General features: G+C 44.1%; 14 protein-coding genes. 5 read left to right on the forward strand and 9 right to left on the reverse strand.

Annotated features, from left to right (window positions below; all coding sequences use genetic code 11):
- Positions 1 to 3: 3 nt before the first annotated feature.
- The gene (locus tag L5L97_RS19285; protein WP_131523541.1) at positions 4 to 921 is read left to right on the forward strand and encodes a class I SAM-dependent methyltransferase; all 918 of its coding nucleotides are present in this window, start codon (positions 4 to 6) and stop codon (positions 919 to 921) included.
- 800 nt (positions 922 to 1,721) lie between these two features.
- Here the strand turns inward: L5L97_RS19285 and L5L97_RS19290 are convergent.
- The 3 genes from L5L97_RS19290 to ackA form a co-directional block, all read right to left on the reverse strand.
- Positions 1,722 to 2,156 (reverse strand): hypothetical protein, encoded by a 435-nt coding sequence (locus tag L5L97_RS19290; protein ID WP_105252133.1) that lies wholly within the window; start codon positions 2,154 to 2,156, stop codon positions 1,722 to 1,724.
- Positions 2,157 to 2,633: 477 nt separating this feature from the next.
- A complete protein-coding gene (gene pta / locus L5L97_RS19295; RefSeq protein WP_263183528.1) occupies positions 2,634 to 4,787 on the reverse strand; it encodes a phosphate acetyltransferase in 2,154 nt (717 codons plus the stop codon).
- A 111-nt stretch (positions 4,788 to 4,898) separates the two neighbouring features.
- Complete coding sequence (ackA, locus tag L5L97_RS19300; RefSeq protein WP_105252134.1) at positions 4,899 to 6,098, reverse strand: acetate kinase; 1,200 nt, start codon at positions 6,096 to 6,098, stop codon at positions 4,899 to 4,901.
- Between the two features lie 141 nt (positions 6,099 to 6,239).
- On the opposite strand from ackA, the gene yfbV reads away from it, so the two are divergent.
- Complete coding sequence (gene yfbV / locus L5L97_RS19305) at positions 6,240 to 6,683, forward strand: terminus macrodomain insulation protein YfbV (protein ID WP_081729091.1); 444 nt, start codon at positions 6,240 to 6,242, stop codon at positions 6,681 to 6,683.
- A gap of 44 nt (positions 6,684 to 6,727) precedes the next feature.
- On the opposite strand, the gene pflA is transcribed toward yfbV, so the two are convergent.
- Positions 6,728 to 7,468, reverse strand: coding sequence for a pyruvate formate lyase 1-activating protein (gene pflA, locus L5L97_RS19310; protein WP_105252135.1), 741 nt, complete (start codon positions 7,466 to 7,468; stop codon positions 6,728 to 6,730).
- Between the two features lie 63 nt (positions 7,469 to 7,531).
- Positions 7,532 to 9,814 carry a formate C-acetyltransferase gene (pflB, locus tag L5L97_RS19315; protein ID WP_028760972.1) on the reverse strand — a complete coding sequence of 761 codons (2,283 nt, stop codon included), beginning with the start codon at positions 9,812 to 9,814 and terminating at the stop codon, positions 7,532 to 7,534.
- A gap of 1,218 nt (positions 9,815 to 11,032) precedes the next feature.
- Here pflB and focA point away from each other — a divergent pair.
- Complete coding sequence (gene focA / locus L5L97_RS19320; protein ID WP_105252136.1) at positions 11,033 to 12,028, forward strand: formate transporter FocA; 996 nt, start codon at positions 11,033 to 11,035, stop codon at positions 12,026 to 12,028.
- A 144-nt stretch (positions 12,029 to 12,172) separates the two neighbouring features.
- Here focA and L5L97_RS19325 read toward each other — a convergent pair whose 3' ends face one another.
- The 4 genes from L5L97_RS19325 to cysK all read right to left on the reverse strand — a co-directional run bounded on the left by L5L97_RS19325 (position 12,173) and on the right by cysK (position 19,122).
- Positions 12,173 to 15,070, reverse strand: coding sequence for a TonB-dependent receptor domain-containing protein (locus tag L5L97_RS19325; protein ID WP_263183530.1), 2,898 nt, complete (start codon positions 15,068 to 15,070; stop codon positions 12,173 to 12,175).
- Positions 15,071 to 15,721: 651 nt separating this feature from the next.
- A complete protein-coding gene (locus tag L5L97_RS19330) occupies positions 15,722 to 16,726 on the reverse strand; it encodes a TDT family transporter (protein WP_263183531.1) in 1,005 nt (334 codons plus the stop codon).
- A gap of 151 nt (positions 16,727 to 16,877) precedes the next feature.
- Positions 16,878 to 17,951 carry a methyltransferase gene (locus L5L97_RS19335; RefSeq protein WP_263183533.1) on the reverse strand — a complete coding sequence of 358 codons (1,074 nt, stop codon included), beginning with the start codon at positions 17,949 to 17,951 and terminating at the stop codon, positions 16,878 to 16,880.
- Positions 17,952 to 18,153: 202 nt separating this feature from the next.
- Positions 18,154 to 19,122 (reverse strand): cysteine synthase A, encoded by a 969-nt coding sequence (cysK, locus tag L5L97_RS19340; protein ID WP_113940761.1) that lies wholly within the window; start codon positions 19,120 to 19,122, stop codon positions 18,154 to 18,156.
- A 250-nt stretch (positions 19,123 to 19,372) separates the two neighbouring features.
- Between cysK and L5L97_RS19345 the strand changes: the two genes are divergently transcribed.
- Positions 19,373 to 20,575 carry an RDD family protein gene (locus L5L97_RS19345; protein ID WP_263183537.1) on the forward strand — a complete coding sequence of 401 codons (1,203 nt, stop codon included), beginning with the start codon at positions 19,373 to 19,375 and terminating at the stop codon, positions 20,573 to 20,575.
- Positions 20,572 to 21,693 carry a beta-ketoacyl-ACP synthase III gene (locus L5L97_RS19350; protein ID WP_168824151.1) on the forward strand — a complete coding sequence of 374 codons (1,122 nt, stop codon included), beginning with the start codon at positions 20,572 to 20,574 and terminating at the stop codon, positions 21,691 to 21,693. Before L5L97_RS19345 ends, L5L97_RS19350 begins: the two co-directional genes overlap by 4 nt.
- Positions 21,694 to 21,739: the final 46 nt, after the last annotated feature.

Consider the following 21,739-nt stretch of genomic DNA (forward strand, 5'->3'; position numbering starts at 1 on the left):
AAGATGCAAAGTTTTATACAAGCGCTAGCGACAATTGAGTTAGGTGATGATGCGGTGCGGTTATTCCACGGCCGCGGTGGGCATTACGTGGGTTGTGAGCACCTATGTTTAGATTGGTTTGCACCCGTACTATTGCTGACCAGTTTTACTCCCTTGGAGGATACGGATTTAACCCTCTGCCAACAGGCGATTGCAGCGCGCTGGCAAGCTATTAGGCCAGATAGCCAATTGAATTTAGTCTACCAATACCGTAGTGCGGGGGAGACGTTTACCCAATTATTGCAAGGTGAAGTGCCTGAGCCGCATATCGTTAGCGAAAATGGCGCACGGTTTCAGGTGCACCTAATGCGCGGACAAAACCACGGACTCTTCCTCGATATGGCTAATGGTCGTGAGTGGGTTAGAGCAAACGCCCGTTATAAAAAGGTGCTTAATTTGTTCGCTTATACCTGTGGTTTCTCGGTCGCGGCATTACAAGGGGGCGCCGATGAAGTTGTGAATATGGACATGAGCAAAGGCGCATTAGGCATAGGTAAGCAGAACCATTTGCTGAATGGCTTTAGCGCGGGAGCCCGTTTTTTAGGCCATGATATTTTTAAATCTTGGGGCAAACTGAAAAAGCTCGGTCCCTACGACATTGTTGTTGCCGATCCACCGAGCAATCAGAAGGGCAGTTTTGTAGCGACTAAGGATTATGTGCGTTTAATTAGGCGTTTACCTGAGTTGCTTGCCGAGAATGGCGAAGTATTACTGTGTCTAAATGCACCTGAACTCGATACCGCTTTCCTGCGTCAACAGGTAGCGGAAGCAGCACCTGCACTCGAATACATAGAGCGCTTAGCCAATCCGCTAGCCTTTATGGATGTGTCGGAAGAGAAGTCACTTAAGGTGCTTCGCTACCGCTTATCGACTCAAGCCTAGGCCTGATTTAGCTTAACAGGCCAGTATTAACTGGCCTTTTTTGTCGGCTTAGGTTGAGTGTTTAGCTTTTTACACTGTCGCTGATTACTCAGCACTTATTATTCAGTAGCTTAATCGCTCAGATAGCTGCGATCGCCCATAGGTTTTAATCACTTTACTGACTTGATGTTGGTCTAAGTGTTTTAGGGTGGACATTTCACCATAGAGCCTGCCCTGAACATCTAATGGCATTCCCTAGATTCATTTTATGTAAGCGATTTCTGTTAATCGCTTTTGTGTATAAAGCGAATGATGAAATGGCGTCAGCATGGCCTCAATATCCTCGTAGAAAGTGAAAGTCTTTCATGTTGAATCACTGATTGTGAGCTATTTAAATGATAACCAGCCTTAAATGCTATGCTTGGTGATACAAAACTGAAAGTTTTCTGTAATTGTGGCTTTTGCTTTGTTATACTCCAGCCCACGGAATGTATCCCTTTCCTCATAGGCAAAATGTCAGCATAGAATGGCAAGCCTCTGCGACCTTACCCAATCAAGCAGGAGTTGTTATGGAAGTTCATGAATACGAAAATGCTTATTATCAAGTGAAAGACGATGTACTAACGTCTTTACCTGCTGAAAGCGAAGAAGAAGTGATCCAAGCTTAATCGATAGCGATTAAACTGACGGTACTTATGAGTCGGAAATAACAGAACAAGCACAAAAAAATAGCAACCCTAAGGTTGCTATTTTTTTGGCTGAAAGTAAGCAGAATGATTGTATGACAAGGTATGCGCGGTGAAAGCAGGCAAGAAAGGGGGTTAACCGTTAACTTTGCGCTTTTCAGGCAGAAGTTCGACGATAATCCATTGGCTACCAATTTTGTGTAGGCGTATGGTCCTGTCATCAATCCATGGTTGACCACCTTTAAGACCTTTCATTTTGACCACAACAATGACGTCTTTGGTAAATTTGCGGAAGAAGTCGATATCGATATCATCAATTTCCATTTCAACATTGGTCATAGATAGGCCGAGCATATTACGCTGTACGGCTGCGGCAATGTGGTAATGGGTGAGCACTTGTTTAATGGGATCGTCGACGTATTGCTTGGCTTGTTCAACATTACGATCAACATAAATCGCTTTAAAAAAGCCTAAGCTCACTTCTTCCGGTGATAACTGGCGTTGCTCTTGCGTTGAGGGATCGCCACAACCGAAGAGGAACAGGAGGGAGAAAAAAAATAGAGTTCGCATAAGTTTTAGTTATTGGAATTTGTTCCGAGTATCGCGATTTTAGCTGTAATGTACAAGTCTTGTCGTGATTCGCTGTCTATTGTGAAAAGCATTGACTCAAACCTCATGTGTGTGGCATATAGTTAGGAGTCATATAAAAAGGTTATCCACAGAAACTGTGGAAAACTATGTTGAAGACTTCAGTGATACTTTGTAAGTCATTGATATTGTCTTGCTTTATTTGCTGGTTAAAAAGTGACGCTTTTCTGCTTTCCATTATGTTCCACTTCTACTTGTGGATATTTTTCGCAATTTGCCGAGCTTATTCACACTGCATAATTCGATATTTCTCTTTTTTTCTTCATCTTTTGCAATTTCGACTTATCCATTAAGCGATTCTTGCGATCAACGGTATGGTTTACGCTAAATTTGAGCATAAAAAAGCACCGGTAATAACCAGTGCTTTTTTGTGCGTAACGCTATGCAGATTTAATGCTGTTAGCCTTTAGCTGCGTCGTTTTGTGCGGCTTGAATTGCCGTTAGTGCGATAGTGTAGACGATGTCATCGACTAACGCGCCGCGAGACAAGTCGTTCACAGGTTTGCGCATACCTTGCAGCATAGGACCAATACTGATCAGATCGGCGCTTCGCTGTACGGCCTTGTAAGTCGTGTTGCCTGTATTAAGGTCTGGGAACACGAAAACGGTAGCTTGACCAGCGACAGGGCTATTAGGTGCCTTAGAGCGTGCAACGTTTGGCATGACTGCCGCATCGTATTGCAATGGACCATCAATAATCAGATCTGGGCGTTTTTCTTTGGCAATACGGGTTGCTTCACGCACTTTATCCACATCAGAACCTGTACCTGAGTTGCCAGTTGAGTAGCTGATCATTGCCACTCTTGGCTCGATACCGAAGGCTTTTGCTGATTCTGCCGATTGGATGGCGATATCAGCTAACTGCTCAGCATTGGGATCTGGGTTAATCGCACAGTCACCGTAAACAAGCACTTGATCTGGCATCAGCATAAAGAAGATGGATGAAACTAAGCTTGAGCCCGGTGCCGTTTTGATCAATTGCAGTGGTGGGCGAATGGTATTGGCTGTGGTGTTAACCGCACCAGAAACGATACCGTCGACTTCGTTTTGCGCCAGCATCATAGTGCCGAGCACCATGTTGTCTTCTAACTGTTCACGGGCAACGACTTCAGTTAAGCCTTTGCTGCGACGCAGTTCCAACATAGGTTCTACGTAACGGTCGCGCACCTCTTCTGGATCGATAATGATCACACCTTCGCCAAGCACTACATCTTGTTGTGCGGCAATACGCAGGATTTCATCTTTTTTGCCTAAAAGTACACAGCGCGCGATACCGCGCTCGGCACAAATGGCCGCTGCTTTAATGGTACGCGGCTCATCACCTTCTGGCAGCACCACAGTCTTGTGGGCGGCGCGCGCCAATTCCGTGAGTTTGTAACGGAAAGCGGGTGGTGACAGGCGATGCTCACGGGGTGAGTTTTTAGTCACGCTTTCAATCCACGTTTGGTCAATGTGGCTGGCCACATAATCCTGCACCAGATCGATACGAACCGCGTCATCGACGGGTACTTCATGGTCGAAACGTTGAATGTTGAGCGAGGTTTGCCAAGTGTTACTGTCGATCAAGAACACAGGTAAACCGGTTTCAAAGGCCTGCTCACACAGCTTAAGAATTTCTGGCTCCGGCTCATAGCTACCGGTCAACAACAGGGCACCAATTTTCACGCCGTTCATGGCCGCAAGACAGGCTGATACGATCACATCTGAGCGGTCGCCTGAGGTTACAAGCAAGGAGTCAGTCTTAATATGAGTGACCATGTTCGGGATACTGCGGGCACAAAACGTTACTTTACGCAGGCGGCGGGTATGCATTTCACCAGCATTCAGAATGCGTGCACTTAAATGTTTCGCTAAATCCGACGCACGAGGAGCGACAAGATCAAGATTGTAGGGCACGCTGCCTAAAATACGCAGTGGGCTCTTACCCGGCAGTTGGAACATGCTGGCTGCATCTGAGCGTTGAACACCTTGGTGATCAAAGACTTCAGATAAGTCAGGGCGCGCGCGACCTTCGTCGTCAACGGGGGCACCAATCTTGTTGATCACAGCACCAATCAGGCGTTTGTTCTTTTTTCCGCCCCAAGAGTTATAGGCGATTTCGAGGCGATTCATTAGCCCTGTAGCCGTATCACTGCCTGGTGTGGCAATAAAAATTACGTCGGCATCCATGGCTTTAGCGATGGCATAGTTCACATCATCGGCGAAGGGATGATTACGCGTTGGCACTAAACCTTCGACAATTAAGGTCTCTGTGTTGCTAGCGCAATCGGCCGCACGGGCGATGATTTGCTCCATTAAGACGTCGATTTGGTCGGCGCGAATTAAGGCTTCGGCATGGGTCATGTCGAAGGGCTCTAAGGGATTTACTGTTGGCGATTTGCTCAGAATAGTGGTTGAGCGTTCTGGGCCATTATCGTTTGGACGAAGCTGAGAAATAGGCTTAAAGAACTGAACCTTAACCCCGTGGCGCTCCAGTGCGCGCACCATCCCAAGGCTTAAGGAGGTCAGGCCGACTCCGGTACCTATGGGGATTAACATAATATTACGAGACATAAAAACCTCTAGTTTCGATGGTTTTTGGCAGAATAGTTTCTGCAAATTTGCTTGTGAGTACGGCTACGTAAGGTATAAAGCCGTTTGGGTGAGCAAACGGCTTCGGCCTTTTTATTTGTTGATAAGTTTAATGGAATCTTCGGCGATAACCCATTCTTCGTTCGTTGGTATCACCATGGCAATCGTGCCTTTATCTTGGGTGATGATACCTTTCTTACCGAAACGCGCCGCTTTGTTGCGCTCACTATCGACATGGAAATTGAATATTTCCAGCATGTTGAGCACTTTTTCACGGATTAAATCTGAGTTTTCACCAATACCACCGGTGAAGACGACTGCATCTAAACGGCCCAGTGGCACAGTGTAAGAGGCGATGTACTTGGCTAAGCGGTAGCAGAAGATTTCTAAGGCTAAGGTCGCGCCTTTATGGCCCTCGGCGTAACCTTCCTCAATGCCACGGCAATCGTTGGTCAGCTCGGAAATACCCAGCAGACCACTTTGCTTGTTCATCAGGTTATTCACTTCTTCTAAGGTGTAACCCAGTTGATGGACTAAGTGATAGATGATTGAAGGGTCAATATCGCCACAACGTGTGCCCATCACTAAACCTTCTAATGGGGTTAAGCCCATAGAAGTGTCGACACTTTTGCCGCCTTTGATGGCAGTGACTGATGCACCGTTGCCTAAGTGAGCACAGATAACATTCGTTTCTTCAATTGGCTTGTTGAGCATTTTTGCCGCTTCACGGCTAACAAATAAATGACTCGTGCCATGCATGCCATAACGGCGGATACCGTGTTCACGGTATAACTTGTAAGGCAGGGCGTAGACATAAGCTCTGTCTGGCATGCTTTGGTGGAAAGCGGTATCAAATACAGCAACCTGTGGCAATTTAGGGAAAGAGGCCATTGCCGCGCGGATGCCGATAAGGTGAGCAGGATTGTGCAGTGGGGCTAATGAAGCACAGTCTTCGATACCTTTGATCACGCTCTCATCGATGATCACTGAGCGAGTGAATTTCTCACCACCGTGAACGATACGATGGCCAACGGCTTGAATTTTTGCTGCTAATTCAGGTTGTTCCGCAAGAATTTTATTAACAATGTATTCAACTGCTTCACGGTGAGCCGTAAATGCACCTAAGGCTGCTTCATGTTTTTCGCCGTTGATTTTCCATTTAATGCGAGAGTCTTCTAAACCAAAACATTCGGCTAAGCCAGAAATTTGGTCGTCACCTGTTTGCGCGTCAATGACGGCAAATTTGAGAGAAGAGCTACCGCAATTGAGAACTAAAACCAGTTTATTTGACATGTGTAAACCCTTTGCCATTGTGTTTAATATAACGATTCAAAATAATGAGGAACTGCGGTGTTTTTACCATATCAGTCTTGGGGCGATTCGCCAGATTGTGCTATGGTAAGAGCAGTATTCCATTGTAGTTGGTGTCTAAGATTGAGCATTAAGATCCTCAAAACCTTAGGTGATGGTCATCAGTATATGAAGACTTGGCCTATGGTTAGACAACTGGGTTTTTATTTTCCTGAGTATCGGGTCGTCCGAGCAACTCAGCTCGCCATACTGGTGATGCCAGTGCTGGCGATTTTTGTGAGCATGAGCCAGCTGTATATTCACGGTTGGGCATTTCTGCCCCAAGCTGTCACTCTCGGTTTATTTTTCATCAGCTTACCGTTACAGGGGCTGCTGTGGTTAGGCTGGCGAGCTCGCCATCCATTACCGTTAACGCTGTTCGACTGGATTAACCAGTTGAGTGCGAAGTTGTCATCCATGGGTATCAATTGCCACACGTTAGGCGCTAAGGCCTGTTACCTCGATATGGCACTGATTTTAAAAATAGCCTTTGAGCGTTTAGATGCCAGTTATTGGGAAGAACTTTAGGCTGTTGCCGCGGTTATCCCTTTTGGCTCTTTTGTTACTGTGGATTAATAAATCGCGTTAATCCCTTGTTGGACAAATACCGCTTTGATCTTTTCCATGGTTTCTCGACTCGGGGGGGATATCCCATCGAGTTGATAGCTTTCGCCCATGGCTTCCCACTTATGTTTACCTAATTCGTGATAGGGTAGTAACTCTACCTTTTCAATGTTTTTCATGGGTTTGATAAACTCGGCCAGTTGTAATGCCGATGCTTCATCGTCGGTAAATCCGCCCACTACGACATAACGTATCCACGTCGCTTGATTACGCTCTGCCAAATACTGCGCAAACTGTAATGTTCTATGGTTGCTGACTTTAGTTAACTCAATATGTTTTTCATCGTCCATGTGCTTGATGTCGAGCAGGACCAAGTCAGTATGGTCGAGTAACTCATCAATCACTGGCGTGTACTTACGTACAAAACCATTGGTATCTAAACAGGTATGAATACCTTCTTGCTGACAGGCTGTGAATAATTCGGCGACAAATTCGGCCTGTAAAATGGCTTCACCACCACTGGCCGTAACACCACCATTGCTGGCATCGAGAAAAGGCCGATAGCTGATGATTTGACTCATTAACTCATCGACCAGAACTTCTTTTCCGCCATCAAGATCCCAAGTGTCACGGTTGTGGCAATATTGGCAGCGCATTAAACAGCCCTGCATAAAGGTGATAAACCGTATGCCGGGACCATCTACTGTGCCAAAGGATTCCACCGAGTGGATCCGACCGATAACTGCCATTGTGACTCCTGTTAAAATAAGTGAGGCTGTAGCACAGTGTACTACAGCCTTGACTAATTTAGCTTACAGACCTTTTGTGAACGTACGCGTGATCACATCTTGTTGTTGTTCTGGAGTCAGTGAGTTGAAGCGCACTGCATAGCCAGAAACACGGATGGTCAGCTGTGGATACTTGTCTGGATGCTTAACGGCATCTTCGAGCATCTCGCGGTTCATCACGTTGACGTTCAAGTGTTGGCCACCTTCTTTTTTGTCATTGTGGTCGAAGTATCCGTCCATCAATGCCGCTAAGTTGGTACGGCGAGCATCATCATCTTTACCCAGCGCATTTGGCACGATTGAGAAGGTATAAGAAATACCGTCTTGAGCGTGGGCAAATGGGAGTTTTGCCACTGAGGTTAAAGAAGCGATTGCGCCTTTTTCATCACGGCCATGCATAGGGTTTGCACCCGGTGCAAATGGCGCACCTGAACGACGACCATCGGGTGTGTTACCGGTTTTCTTACCATAAACCACGTTTGAGGTGATGGTCAGAATTGACTGCGTTGGGATCGCATTGCGATACATTTTACGGTCACGAATTTTCGCCATAAAACGTTCAACTAAGTCACAGGCGATATCATCTACACGTGGGTCGTTGTTACCAAATTTTGGATAGTCACCGCTGATATCGAAATCAACTGCTATGCCGTTTTCATCACGAACCGGTTTTACGGTGGCGTATTTGATGGCAGACAGTGAGTCGGCTGCGATAGATAAACCCGCAATACCACAAGCCATAGTGCGACGTACGTCTCTGTCGTGCAGCGCCATAAGCGCGGCTTCGTAAGAGTACTTATCGTGCATGTAGTGGATTGAGTTCAGTGCAGTGACATATTGAGTCGCCAACCAATCCATTAAACCGTCTAAGCGATTCATCACATCATCAAAGTTGAGCACTTCGTCTGTGATCATGTCTGCTTTAGGGGCAATCTGGATTTTCAGTTTTTCGTCTACGCCGCCGTTAATCGCATACAGCATGGTTTTCGCTAAGTTAGCGCGAGCACCGAAGAACTGCATGTGTTTACCCACAACCATAGGGCTCACACAACAGGCGATTGCATAGTCGTCTGATTGGAAATCAGGACGCATTAAGTCATCGTTTTCGTATTGGATTGAGCTAGTGTCGATAGACACTTTGGCGCAATATTTTTTGAAACCGATTGGCAGTTTATCTGACCATAAGACTGTGATGTTTGGCTCTGGACTTGGACCCATAGTGTAAAGGGTGTTCAAGAAACGGAAGCTTGATTTCGTCACTAACGTACGGCCATCTAAGCCCATACCGCCGATTGACTCTGTCGCCCAAATTGGGTCGCCTGAGAACAATTCGTCGTATTCAGGGGTACGTAGGAAACGCACCATACGTAATTTCATCACGAAATGGTCAACCATTTCCTGAGCTTGTTGCTCAGTTAAGGTGCCATTTTTCAGATCACGTTCAATATAGATGTCGAGGAATGAAGAGGTACGACCTAATGACATGGCAGCGCCGTTTTGGCTCTTCACTGCAGCTAAATAGCCGAAGTAAGTCCATTGGATCGCTTCTTGTGCATTGGTCGCTGGACGAGAAATATCGAAGCCATACTTGGCAGCCATTTTCTTCATTTGGCCTAATGCACGGTGTTGCTCGGCAATTTCTTCACGTAATTGGATAACGTTAGATAACTCTTCACCCGCTTCGAACTGCGCTTGCAGTGAGCTAAATTGGGCAAACTTATCTTTCATCAGGTAATCGATACCGTAAAGTGCCACACGGCGATAGTCACCAATGATACGGCCACGGCCATAAGCATCGGGTAAGCCCGTTAAAATACCTGATTTACGACAGGCCATAATTTCGGGGGTGTAAACATCGAACACACCTTGGTTATGGGTTTTGCGCAGTTCTGAATAAACGTATTTAACATCTTCATCCAGTACACGATCGTAGGCGGCGCATGAGCTTTCCACCATACGAATACCACCGTTAGGCAACATAGCGCGTTTTAGCGGCGCGTCTGTTTGTAAGCCAACGATAGTTTCTAATTCTTTGTTGATGTAGCCAGCGTCGTGGGAAGTGATGGTTGAAACCATCTTAGTGTCGAAATCAACAGGCGCGTGGGTACGGTTTTCCTGTTTGATGCCTTCCATGACTTTATCCCACAATTTTGTGGTCGCTTCGGTGGCACCGGCGAGGAAGGACTCGTCGCCTTCAAAAGGCGCGTAGTTTTGTTGGATAAAGTCACGTACATTGACTTCAGATTTCCAATCGCCAGGAGTAAAGCCTTCCCATGCGTTGGCAAACAGTTCAGTTTTGTCGGTCATCGTACTAATACCTTCTGGTTGAGATAAAAGGTTATTGGCGATCAGCGTTAAGCGTTAAGCAATGCTGAGTATAAGCCAATAGCTAATTCCTGAAATAAAGCTCCCTTCATGATGACGCCCTATGATGGGAACTGGATTTTGAAGCGCTCGTCACTCCAAAAGTCTGTCTATTGATACCCGATAAGATGACAAATATTCGCTTACTTTGATTATCGGCTACTGATAAATCTTTATAATTGGTAAGACCAATTGTCCATGAGCATATTAACATAGGTCTGTCGCTATCGCATCTTAAACGGCTTGGTTTATGCTCTGTTAATCCCAAATTTGCTAGCTAGGTAGCATTTTTTTACCACAATAGGGAATACGGCACGCTTTTTAACTTGGTGTGACATCTGAACCCCATTATCTCTTAAATCAGCCTGCCTATATTGTTACCATTTACTGTCCACCTTTAGCGAGGATAAATCTATCCTCGTATAGGCTGATTTTGATTGGTGGGAGTCACGGCTCGATAATGGGAGCTGTCACAGTAGGCGCAGTGGTTATGATATTAAAAATAAGTTTGATGTTAGCTATTTGTATTAATTTATTTTTCTTTGCTAACTTAGTGTCGATTTAGGAGACGGCATGTCATAACGCCATCAAATAAAGCATGCAATGCTTAAATCATTCAGGAAGGGTTAGAGAGTGGCTAAATATGGTAGTTTGCAATGATGCAGGCAACTTGTTACTTGCTGTTGGACTAAACTGTAAATGCTAAAGTATGGGTTCAATTTAATGAATACTGAGATACACGCGTCAAGCTATTGGTCATTTAATGTGTCATTGCTGAGGTTAACTTGAATCTATAGGGCATTAATTTAAGCGTTAGTTCGCTAAATATGAAATGGAAACGTGCAGGATATGCATTGTATACCATCTTAATTAAGCCACATTCTCGCGATGAAAATCGGGTCGCCGTGGTAAGACCAATTAACCTTTTGTGTTTTTGGCTTCAAAGTTTTCACATTTTGGGTGTGAATAGCATCACGCTTTAGCAATATCTGCTTCACAGCATAAGCGCGTTGTATGATACAAAGCGAGACTTTAGTGAATCATCATTTAAGCTAAGCAAATCATTATCTCGGTTTTGATTCGTGTTATCTGCGCAATGGCGCTGCTGGAGATACCTATGCTACGCGTTCAAGTTTGTTTATCTGAAGTTGGAGTTATGCAATGAAAAGCCCAAATCCATCGTCATCAGTTCCAACTGTGACAAACAGCGCACATGAAGCGCCACAGGTTTCAGCTCATTTTAGTTGTTACAATCAGGCTGAAATTTACGGGACAAGCAAAGTGGTTAAAGCACCTTGGCAGTCCTTTGGCTTAGCTGTGTTTGCTGGCGCATTTATCGCTTTAGCCTTTGTTTTTTATTTAACCGTAACTACTGGCGCAGGCGATGCGTCTTGGGGTTTAGTTCGTTTCGTTGGCGGAATAGCCTTTAGTTTAGGTTTAATTTTAGTGGTTGTTTGCGGTGGAGAACTGTTCACCAGTTCTGTGCTCAGTACCGTTGCCTGGGCACAAAAACAGGTCACTGGCGCTGAATTACTCAAATGTTGGTGCCGCGTGTATGCCGGCAATTTTGTCGGCGCGATGTTGATGGTTTGCTTGATCACTGCCGCAGGTATGTATGATCTTGATGGTGGTAACTGGGGATTAAATGCCCTTAAAGTGGCACAGCACAAACTGCACCATACTTGGATTCAAGCCTTTAGTTTAGGCATTTTATGTAACATGTTGGTGTGTTTAGGTGTGTGGATGACCTTTGCCAGCCGTGATGTGCTGACTAAATCGTTACTGTTAATTTTACCTGTGGCTATGTTCGTCAGTAGTGGCTTTGAACACAGTATCGCTAACCTGTTTATGGTGCCTATGGGCATGATGATCCAATCAATCGCCAGCCCAGAGTTCTTCGTGTCTTTAGGGGTTACTCAAGCACAATTTGCCGATTTAACCGTGGCAAACTTTATATTCAATAATTTAATCCCAGTCACCCTAGGCAATATTGTCGGTGGCGGTGTGATTGTTGGTTTAGGTTATTGGTGGATAGAGCAGGGTAAAGTCACCTTGGCTGAACCACACAAAGCTCATCATGAACACTTTTCTGCACCACATTCACATACTGAAAAACCTCAGCATCAGAGTGAAATTAAGCTGACTAAACATTCCTAAAACGTCTTTAATTATCAGTCTGAAGTGAAAGTGCCCAGCAGGTAGCTGGGCACTTTTTTATGTCGGTTTTCTATGATGTGTAAATGATGAAGTAAATAAAAACGGCATCCGAAGATGCCGTTTTTTGATACAAGTCACTTTAAATTAAAATTTAAAGCTTGCTGTTGTATGGAAGAATCTGCCTACGTTGTCGTACGCTGCAGCACCAGCGCTAGTACCTGTTGTTCCATATGGTAAGTCACGGTCGAATACGTTATCGATACCAAATTTTAATGTAACGCCTGAATCGAAAGCATAGGCAACAGAGATATCACTGATAAAATAATCACTATATTCCATATTGCTACTTGGGTTCGCGTTGCGTGAAAGTTCTTTGTCAGTATATAGACTTACACCTTCAATAAAACGTGTTCTCCAGTTGGCGCTCCATTCAGCTATTGAGTAGTTTAAAGACCAATTTGCTTGCCACTTCGCATAACCTAATGTGCCTCCTACTTCCTCAAAATCATCGGGATCATCTTGGAATGAAAAGTTCTTACGTTTTAGCAAACGAGTTGCAATTAGATTTGTACGGAAGTCACCACCAAATGCATCAAAGTTATAGCCAATATCAAAGTCAACACCAGCGGCTTCCAAAGCTGCGATATTGAGAGATGACTGTCTGATTGATGATATTTCATGAGTCGTTGGGTTACGGGTTAGTAATGCGCAATATTCGTTGTTAATGCCTGAAGTTGAATCAACACAGCGATCAATAATATCTTGTGCACTTACTGAGGAAATAGCGTTGTCAATGGCGATATTCCAGTAGTCAGTCGTGATAGATAAGCCATCAATGAAGCTAGGCTGATAAGCAAATCCGACAGTATAACTAGTTGATTCCTCAGGATCTAAATCTTGATTACCACTACTCACACCCTCAAGTGTTTTTGAGTCATAATCAGAGTTAAAATCTGCTGGAATGCCTAACGCAGCACAGTTAGCTTTACGTATATCTGGGTTGCTTAAATCGTTTAAGTATTTAGTTCTGCATGAGTCTTCGACTCTAAAGAAGTTTTGACTCTCAGCACCATATAATTCGCTAATATTTGGTGCTCTAATGGCTTCTGAGTAAGTTGAACGGACACGCAGTTCGTCATTCACTTCCCAACTTAGACCTGCTTTCCAGGTAGTAGCATTTCCGATAGTGCTGTAATCAGCAAAACGAACTGCTAACTCCATGTCAAGTTGACGGATCATTGGTAGATCTGTGAGTAGTGGAACATTGACCTCTGCAAAGACTTCTTTTACATCAAACTCACCTTTATCTTCACCTAAGGCATTAAAGAAGGTTCCTTTGGCATTTGAAGGTTCAAAAATTTCACTCTCTTCTTTACGGTATTCAACACCTGTTGAAAAACCAACAGCACCAGCTGGCATATCAAATAAAGCTGAGTTGGTTAAAGAACCCCCAAGGACAGTTTGTTTAATGACAGATGTTCCTGTTGAAATGGTGTTGACATAATCAATAGCTGCTTGGCTTGGTTTTCCAAAGCCAAAAATATCTAGAGCAACACATCCTGCCGCTCTTGCATTTTCATCACGGCATACAGCACTACCATTAACATTGATGGAATCTAATGCGTGTTGGTAATTGGCTAATACGAGGTTATTTTTATTTACTCGCTCAAGATCAGTTTGACCGTAGATACCATAGACATCGTAGTCCCAGTCTTCAAAGACTAGACCTTCAAGACCGATAACATAGCGTTGGGTTTCACGAGTATCGTCTTCAATACGTTGACCTAGATCAGTCATAAAGCGACGGATATTAATGGTATCAAGTGGTGCAGGATTACCATCTGCGTCTTTATTAGCTTTCATTAATGCCACTAGTTCTGGGCTAATAAATGCATTATCAATTTTTATGTCAGTATTTTTTAGAGGGTCACTTCCTTTGCCAAAAAAGAATGCAGGTTGACCTTCATTCGTAGATTGACTATTGACATATTTTGCTTCGAAATATGCGTTCATATTATCATTAACTTGATAGTTTGTTTTGAAGTTAATGTTGTAACGTTTAAATTCTGGTTGTAATTCCACAAACTGATTGAGGTTAGTGTAATCGCAATCAACACAGTAGATACCGTCTACTTTAGGGCCAGAATAGACATCACGCAACGAACCATCTTGATTAAATGTTTTCCAACCATCTAAGAAAAATGTTCCTGCGTTACTGATCGTATAATGACCACCATTGGGGGTGTAATATTTATCAGGATCTGATGGGTTATTAGAATCAATAGGCTTACCATCAGGTCCGATCGGACGATTAGTGTTCTTCAGATTAGTAAATGAAGTTGACGTTTCATCTCGATCAAATGCTTTTAACTGATTTTGAGCACTGTATTCAACTGCAAAGGCCACATTACCGCGATCTTGGTCAAAATTACTACCGTAAGATAAAGCTAATCGGTCTTTTGAATGTGGATTATCTCCTGCCCAACCTTTAGTCGCTGAAACATCCAATCCTTCAATGTCTTTTTTTAGGATAAAGTTGACAACACCAGTTACGGCGTCTGCACCATAGATGGCTGATGCGCCACCGGTAATAACTTCAACTTTTTCAACCCAACCGCTAGGAATCGTATTTACGTCAACTGAAGAAGTTCCTGCTGAACTTGCAACATGACGTTTACCATTTACAAGTACCAAAGTTCTGTCAGTTCCCATACTTCTTAGGTCTAAAAGGTTTAAACCTGAAGTGCCAATGAAACGACCTGAGTTAGCTAAAGAGTATGTATTACCTAGTGCAGGTAATTGGTTTAGTGCCTCACCAATGTTAGTTACACCTGTTGACAGCAGCTCATCTCCCGTAATTACAGTGACAGGCGTAGGAGCAATTGCTCCTTCCCTAATTATACGAGATCCTGTTACTTCAATACGTTCAACTTTTGCCCCATCTTCAGCTGCATTGACTATTGAAGTGCTTAAAGCAGCAGTTGCTGCCCCGCTGATTAACGCAAAGCGAACGGCTTTGGCTAATGTAGAATTTGCGCGCATTTTATTCTCCCTTGACATTTGTTTTTTGTTTAATTCTTATTTTATTAAAAGTCACTTTTGTAATTAATAAGTGTCACTTTTAATTAGATTCAAGATATAACCACAAGAAAATAACAAGTGCAACATTCTAAATGTTTCTTAAATTGTTTCTGATTTGTAAAAGTTGATACTAAATGTTTTTTTAAAAAGGGTTTGCGCATCATTAATGCCGTTAGTGATGGTTATTTGACATTTCATGTATCTTTTTTTGTAAATTTTGTTTAAATTCTGTTTAGATTTTGAGTGTATTGTTGTTATATTGTTTTAATTTTGCTTTAATTTGTTTTTGGTTAAATCATACTTTTTTATTATTTTTATAGAGAAAACAGGAAATGTTGCTTATTTAGTTTTTCATTCTGTATATCTTCAGGTTTGTTCGTGAAGCTGGACTTGATATATAGGGTTTCATGCTGTTTAAGTTAGATAGTTTATTCTCTTAAATGTGCGCTTTTTTTAGAAGATCTAGGATAGGTTTGGTTTGAAATTGAACAGATTTTTGAGGGGGTGTTTTAATATTCTAATTACTCAAAAGAAGACGAATCGATATTCATCTTCTTTTGAGTTTCAGTAGTTTTTTCTAATTAATGTGTACAGAGTGCATAAAATAGAGAATTAATTTTTACTTGGTTCTATTCTGTTTATTAGCTCTACCACGTTAAATTGCAGTGGAAAGTAGTGTCCTAAATAACGTAGGGCGACATAGGCAACCACTAAGGTGGCGATTACCAGTTCGAATTCTGCTAAGTATTTTATCCATATCGCTAACTCACCCATGTTATTGAACTGCGTTAACCAAGCTGCGGTTTTAAAGAGGGCGGTTGCACCGATCACCATTGGGAAGGTAAAGGCGGCGTAGCCTGGGCTAAAGGGCAGTTTTAGTAGGTGAAAGAAGGCTAAGTAGATGATGCTGGTCATCAGAATGGCGATGCTCAGTAGTAAGGCGACTAAGGGAATTGATGCCTGCTCACAAACAGTCAGATAGCCCGCGAGTGATAAACTGGCGGGAGCTGCGAGAATGGCAATGGTTGGTTTAGCGGCATCAGGTATCGCCTGACAGAAAATTAGGCGATAGAGCATCAAAGGCAGCATGATTAAGTAGGCTAACATTCCAAAAACCAAAATGGCGTTTGCTAACCATTGGTAATCAGACACAGGGAAAGACACCGCCGCGACGATAATGCCAATCGGTGGTACAAACCAGCTTGGAACCATGTGCTCGAGTTTAAAATCGATGGCGCGAAAGTAGATAAACGCGCTTAGGAAGATCACATGGATACCAATGGCGACTAGCCACAGAGTTAAGCCTGCATGGGGGAAATAATCGCCGAGTGATTTAGACACCACCATCAAGCCCATGGCGAAGGTGGGGATCACACTACCAATCACTGGGTGGCTTAGCTCGTCCTTTAAAATATTAGGATGAAGCATGAATTTACCCATGAGCAATAACAGTAACACAGAGGCTATGATGGCCCCTGTGAGTTGTCCTGCGCCATTAAGTGAAGGTGTCATGTTCTCCCATGTCCAACCTAAGCTGGCAATTGCCAGTGCCAACCCAGCCATAGGGCTGGGAAGTTTAGCTGCGTGGGATGTCCAGCGTTTGCGTTTTGAAGTCATTTTGAATACCTCTCAATACTGACAATGCTTAACATCGCTTTTTGGGGCGCTGTTTTGATATATTTAGTGTACTGCGGGTATCAATGATAAATAAATTTGATTAATTTTATTCATTGCATAAGTTTTATTTACTTTAATGTTGCTATTAAACTTAAGGTTTGAGTTTACAACGCAGTAGCGTGTGCCCTAGGCCAAGATTGTCTGTGTCTTCATCCACATACAGTCCCGCTTGGTGAAGCAGGGCCAATAAATCCTTAGAGTGATACATGCGGCTATTGCCATTGGCCATGGCGCTGAAATAGAGGCTAGTGGCATTTACGCAATAGGCGGAGGCGGCCGATGGCTGTCTATCCCAAAAGGTTTCGACGATAAAGAGTTGGCTGCTTGATGTCATTGCCTTTGCCGTGCGTTGTAAAATGCTCAGGATTTGGATTTTTGAGAAGCAATCCAGAAATTGACTCATCCAGTAAGTATCGGCGCCTTCGACAAAGGGTAGTGAGTCGTCCAGCAGATCGGTGGCAAAGGTATGCACGCGTGCTGCAAAACCTCGTGCGAGTGCATTTTGTGTGGCTACCTCTAGTTGCCCCGGAAAATCCATAATCGTGACTTCAACGTTCGCGTCATAATCACAGCAGCTCAGTGCCCATTTTCCCGTATTGCCGCCTATATCCACTAAATGGCTTGGCTTATGGGCAAACACTAATGGCAGAAGCTGTGGAAAGGCATGATCCGAATAGTAATGATCGAAGGCAAACCAGCTCTGTTTCGCTTTGGGCGGTAGATCTTTTAAGGCGGGGTAGATGGTATTCCAGTCACCGAACACCTTAAGTCCTGTGGCCTTGCCTTCGAGTAGCGCGGTATCAAGGTTAAAAAGGCCTTGATAGCAAACATCCTGCACAAAGTTAAGATTGATGGCTGCCATGTCGTCATGGAGTAAAAAGTGCCCCGTTTTATCGAGCACATAACCATTTTCATGTTGCCAAACGAGCCCCATACTGAGTCCCATATCCAACAATACCCCCAAGGCATATTCACTCAGTGGGGTGGATTGGCTTAACTCGGCTGCAGTGATCCCATGATCGGCCGCGTTATCTATTTGGGCTAGCACATCGAATTTGAGTAGGCAGTGGGTGACTTGAAAGCTGATGGGGCCAAAGGCAATTTTTTGAGCTTCAAACTTCGCATTGAAGGCGCTGATATTACTTGGTGTTCGGTAAAAAGACATAAAAAGGAATGAATTGGCGAGCTGGTCCGTTCTTTATAACCAAGTTAGCCGTGAAAGCCAGTTGAGATACAAAGAACTATGAGCTGTATCCAAACTTGAGCAGTAACTTGTTTATGCTCTGTAATCGAGATCTAAACAATGGAATGCCATAAATAAAAATACCCAGCCAAAGCTGGGTATTTTAAGGACGATAAAACGTCGTTTATTGAACGTTTTCTTCGTCGCCGAATTGGCCTTGGAACAAGACTGAAGATAGGTAACGCTCGGCAGCCGATGGCAAAATCACCACAATGGTTTTGCCTGCAAACTCTGGCAACTCAGCGATGCGGTTGGCGGCGACAACGGCGGCACCCGATGAAATACCCACTAAAATGCCTTCTTCTTGCATTAAGCGGCGGGCCATGTCGATGGCTTCATCGTTAGTAACAGCTTCAACACGGTCAATCAATTCTAAATCTAAGTTACCTGGGATAAAGCCAGCACCAATACCTTGGATTTTATGCGGCCCTGGTTGCACAGGTAAACCCGCTAAGGTTTGAGCTATAACAGGAGAATCTGCTGGCTCAACCGCAACTGAGGTGATGGTTTTACCGGCCACTTTTTTCAAGTAACGGCTTACCCCAGTAATTGTACCGCCAGTACCTACACCGGCAACAAACACATCCACTTCACCATCGGTATCATTCCAGATTTCTGGACCTGTGGTTTTTTCATGGATTTCTGGGTTAGCAGGGTTATTAAACTGCTGCAATAAAATGTATTTTTCAGGAGCCGATTGGCGAATTTCTTCCGCTTTATCAATGGCACCTTTCATGCCTTTCGCGCCTTCAGTCAGCACGAGAGTTGCGCCTAGGGCTTTGAGTAGCTTACGACGCTCTAAACTCATGGTATTTGGCATGGTCAGGGTCAGTTTATAGCCACGGGCCGCGGCAACATACGCTAATGCAATACCTGTGTTGCCTGATGTCGGCTCAATCAGCTCGTGATTTTTTGTTAATAGACCTTTCTTCTCGGCATCCCAAATCATATTGGCACCGATACGGCATTTAACACTGAAACTTGGGTTACGGGCTTCGACTTTGGCCAGCACTTTACCTTGGCTAACACGGTTTAAACGTACTAGTGGTGTATTACCAATAGTATATGAATTATCTTCGAAAATTTTGCTCATGGATTGCTTGCTCCTATGTTGGCACTACTGAATCATAATCTGCTGTGGCGCTTTTAGAAGTGATTGTTTGTTCTTCTTTATTCGATTTGGTTATTAAAGGGGGTGCTGTTATTCGCAAACCCTGATTGGCAGCCAGTTTAACTGTGTTAACCTCTTGCTAACATAAAAAAGATTGTGGCATTAACAGGGATAACTTCTTGATGTCTCAATCGTAAAACTAGCCTATCACTCGTATCGGACAAGCGCAAAGATGAAGCAGCAACAAATGGATCTGGGTAAAGATCCAAAAACGATGGTAACACCAAAGGCATTTACCATTGCAGCATCCGTGTTATACACCCCATTGGCGACACCGTTGAAGCGGATGTTAGCCATACTGATTGATGGTTTGCTGATCACTGTGTTAGCTGAGCAGATGGATTGGATGTTTGTCTTGCTGGTGGTCAGTATTATCTGGATTGAAAAGCGCAGTCGTAAGTTTGGTCGTTTACTCAAGTGGGGACTTTATGCCTTGATGTTGGTTTTTATGTTGCTGACAACCGCCAATAATCTGTTTGATTTTAATGGAACAGACGTTAAAAGCAGTGAGGGAGTAGAGCAACAATTGGCATTAGGTGAACAAATCATTACGTCACTACCAGCATTGATGTCGTTGAGCCAGTGCAATAATTATGCTTGTGGTAAAACTCAAGTTCAATCCCTACATGAAGCGATAAAAAGCGCTTCAGGATCAAAGGGCATGACAGAAAATGATCAACGTGAAATAGTGCTAGCAACCATAGCCAACAGTAGTTTGCCTGCCATAGACAGTGAAAAGTTACAGGCGGAAGTGCTTAATGGCAGCCTATGGCCTGTTATTACGCTTCCTGTTGAGTTGGCGACAACAGATTCTCCGCCTGAGCCACTTCAGCCTATTCAAGCTATTTCGCCGGATGTACAGCCGCAAAGCGCGGTGGCTGATGCAGTGAATGTGAGCTCTTCGCAATATTCTCGCCTCAGAACCGTTGATGAAGCTACAAGCCATAGAGTTGTCGCTTGGGTTAAAGGCTTTCTGAGTGATATGGGGCTGGGTTTTGGTTGGGCAGCGTTTTACTTTACCGTCTTTACTGCACGATTTGATGGTCAAACCTTAGGTAAGAAGATGCTGGGCATTCGGGTGATCCAGCTCGATGGTGCCAACATCAGTTTATGGGCCGCGTTTGGCCGTTATGGTGGCTATGCCGCAGGCTTTACCACAGGCTTACTTGGCTTTATGCAAATATTTTGGGATGCCAATCGGCAGGGGATCCAAGATAAAATATCTTCAACAGTCGTGATAGACTTAGTGCAAATGCATAAAAAGCAACGATTAGAGCAACAAGCGCAGGGGCAAAATGAGTTAGCACCTGTGCTTACGAGTGATGATGCATCCTCTGCTCACCTTACAACCAGTACCCGTTTGGAGCATTTATGAAACAGGTCGTCATTTCGGGGAGTGGCCTATTTACGCCGCCCCACAGTATTTCCAATGAAGCCTTAGTTGAGAGCTTCAATGCTTATGTGGATATTTTTAATCTTGAAAATGCAGGCTTAATTGAGCAAGGCCATGTTGCGGCTTTGTCCTATTCATCGAGCGAGTTTATTGAAAAAGCCTCTGGCATCAAGCACAGATATGTGATGGTGAAAGAGGGCATTCTGGATCCCGAAGTCATGATGCCGTTGATTCCTGAGCGCAGTAGTGACGAATTATCGATGCAGGCCGAGATTGGCCTTGAAGCCGCATTGATGGCGCTTAAAAATGCCAATCTCAAGGCTGAACAAATTGACTTAGTGATTGTTGCCTGCGCTTATACTCAGCGTGCGTATCCTGCTATGGCGATTGAAATTCAACGTGCACTGGGTACGCGGGGTTATGGTTACGACATGCAGGTAGCGTGTTCATCGGCGACGTTTGCAATTGTCGCCGCGGCTAATGCCATTGCTACGGGTTCTGCCTCAAGAGTGCTAGTGATCAACCCTGAAATTTGCTCGGCACAGGTGAATTATCGCGACCGTGACAGCCATTTTATCTTCGGTGATGTGGCGACGGCTCTGGTACTGGAAGAACAAAGCTTAGCCCAGTCTGACCATGTGTTTAAGATCATCTCAAGCCGCTGTTTTACCGATTACTCGAACAATATTCGCAGTAATTTCGGTTTCTTGAATCGCTGCGATCCGAGTGCGGCCCATCAAGCCGATAAGTTATTCCACCAACAAGGGCGCAAGGTATTTAAAGAGCTGTTGCCGATGATTTATCAACATTTGGATGAACATCTGGCCGAACAAGCGTTAACGCCACAGTCCTTCAAACGTTTGTGGTTACATCAAGCGAACATCAACATGAATCAGTTTGTGGTGAGAAAGCTGTTAGGGGATGATGTGTCAGCGGAACAAGCGCCCGTGGTACTAGATGAATACGCCAATACGGCTTCCGCGGGTTCTGTGATTGCATTTCACAAGTTTTCCGGTGACTTTAAGGCTGGCGATTTAGGTTTATTGAGTTCGTTTGGCGCAGGATATTCTATTGGCAGTGTTATTCTGCAGAAGGTCTAAGATTCTCACCGTCATAATAAAAAGCCCACATCGAGGAAGATGTGGG

It is taken from the genome of Shewanella sp. SM71 (assembly GCF_025653905.1).
Taxonomy (GTDB): domain Bacteria; phylum Pseudomonadota; class Gammaproteobacteria; order Enterobacterales; family Shewanellaceae; genus Shewanella; species Shewanella oncorhynchi.

Excerpts from the sequence above, each read along its gene's own strand:
- L5L97_RS19285 (WP_131523541.1), top strand. The coding sequence starts at position 4 with ATGCAAAGTTTTATACAAGCGCTAGCGACAATTGAGTTAGGTGATGAT.
- L5L97_RS19290 (WP_105252133.1), bottom strand. The coding sequence starts at position 2,156 with ATGCGAACTCTATTTTTTTTCTCCCTCCTGTTCCTCTTCGGTTGTGGC.
- pta (WP_263183528.1), bottom strand. The coding sequence starts at position 4,787 with ATGTCTCGTAATATTATGTTAATCCCCATAGGTACCGGAGTCGGCCTG.
- ackA (WP_105252134.1), bottom strand. The coding sequence starts at position 6,098 with ATGTCAAATAAACTGGTTTTAGTTCTCAATTGCGGTAGCTCTTCTCTC.
- pflA (WP_105252135.1), bottom strand. The coding sequence starts at position 7,468 with ATGGCAGTTATCGGTCGGATCCACTCGGTGGAATCCTTTGGCACAGTA.
- pflB (WP_028760972.1), bottom strand. The coding sequence starts at position 9,814 with ATGACCGACAAAACTGAACTGTTTGCCAACGCATGGGAAGGCTTTACT.
- focA (WP_105252136.1), top strand. The coding sequence starts at position 11,033 with ATGAAAAGCCCAAATCCATCGTCATCAGTTCCAACTGTGACAAACAGC.
- L5L97_RS19325 (WP_263183530.1), bottom strand. The coding sequence starts at position 15,070 with ATGCGCGCAAATTCTACATTAGCCAAAGCCGTTCGCTTTGCGTTAATC.
- L5L97_RS19330 (WP_263183531.1), bottom strand. The coding sequence starts at position 16,726 with ATGACTTCAAAACGCAAACGCTGGACATCCCACGCAGCTAAACTTCCC.
- L5L97_RS19335 (WP_263183533.1), bottom strand. The coding sequence starts at position 17,951 with ATGTCTTTTTACCGAACACCAAGTAATATCAGCGCCTTCAATGCGAAG.
- cysK (WP_113940761.1), bottom strand. The coding sequence starts at position 19,122 with ATGAGCAAAATTTTCGAAGATAATTCATATACTATTGGTAATACACCA.
- L5L97_RS19345 (WP_263183537.1), top strand. The coding sequence starts at position 19,373 with ATGAAGCAGCAACAAATGGATCTGGGTAAAGATCCAAAAACGATGGTA.
- L5L97_RS19350 (WP_168824151.1), top strand. The coding sequence starts at position 20,572 with ATGAAACAGGTCGTCATTTCGGGGAGTGGCCTATTTACGCCGCCCCAC.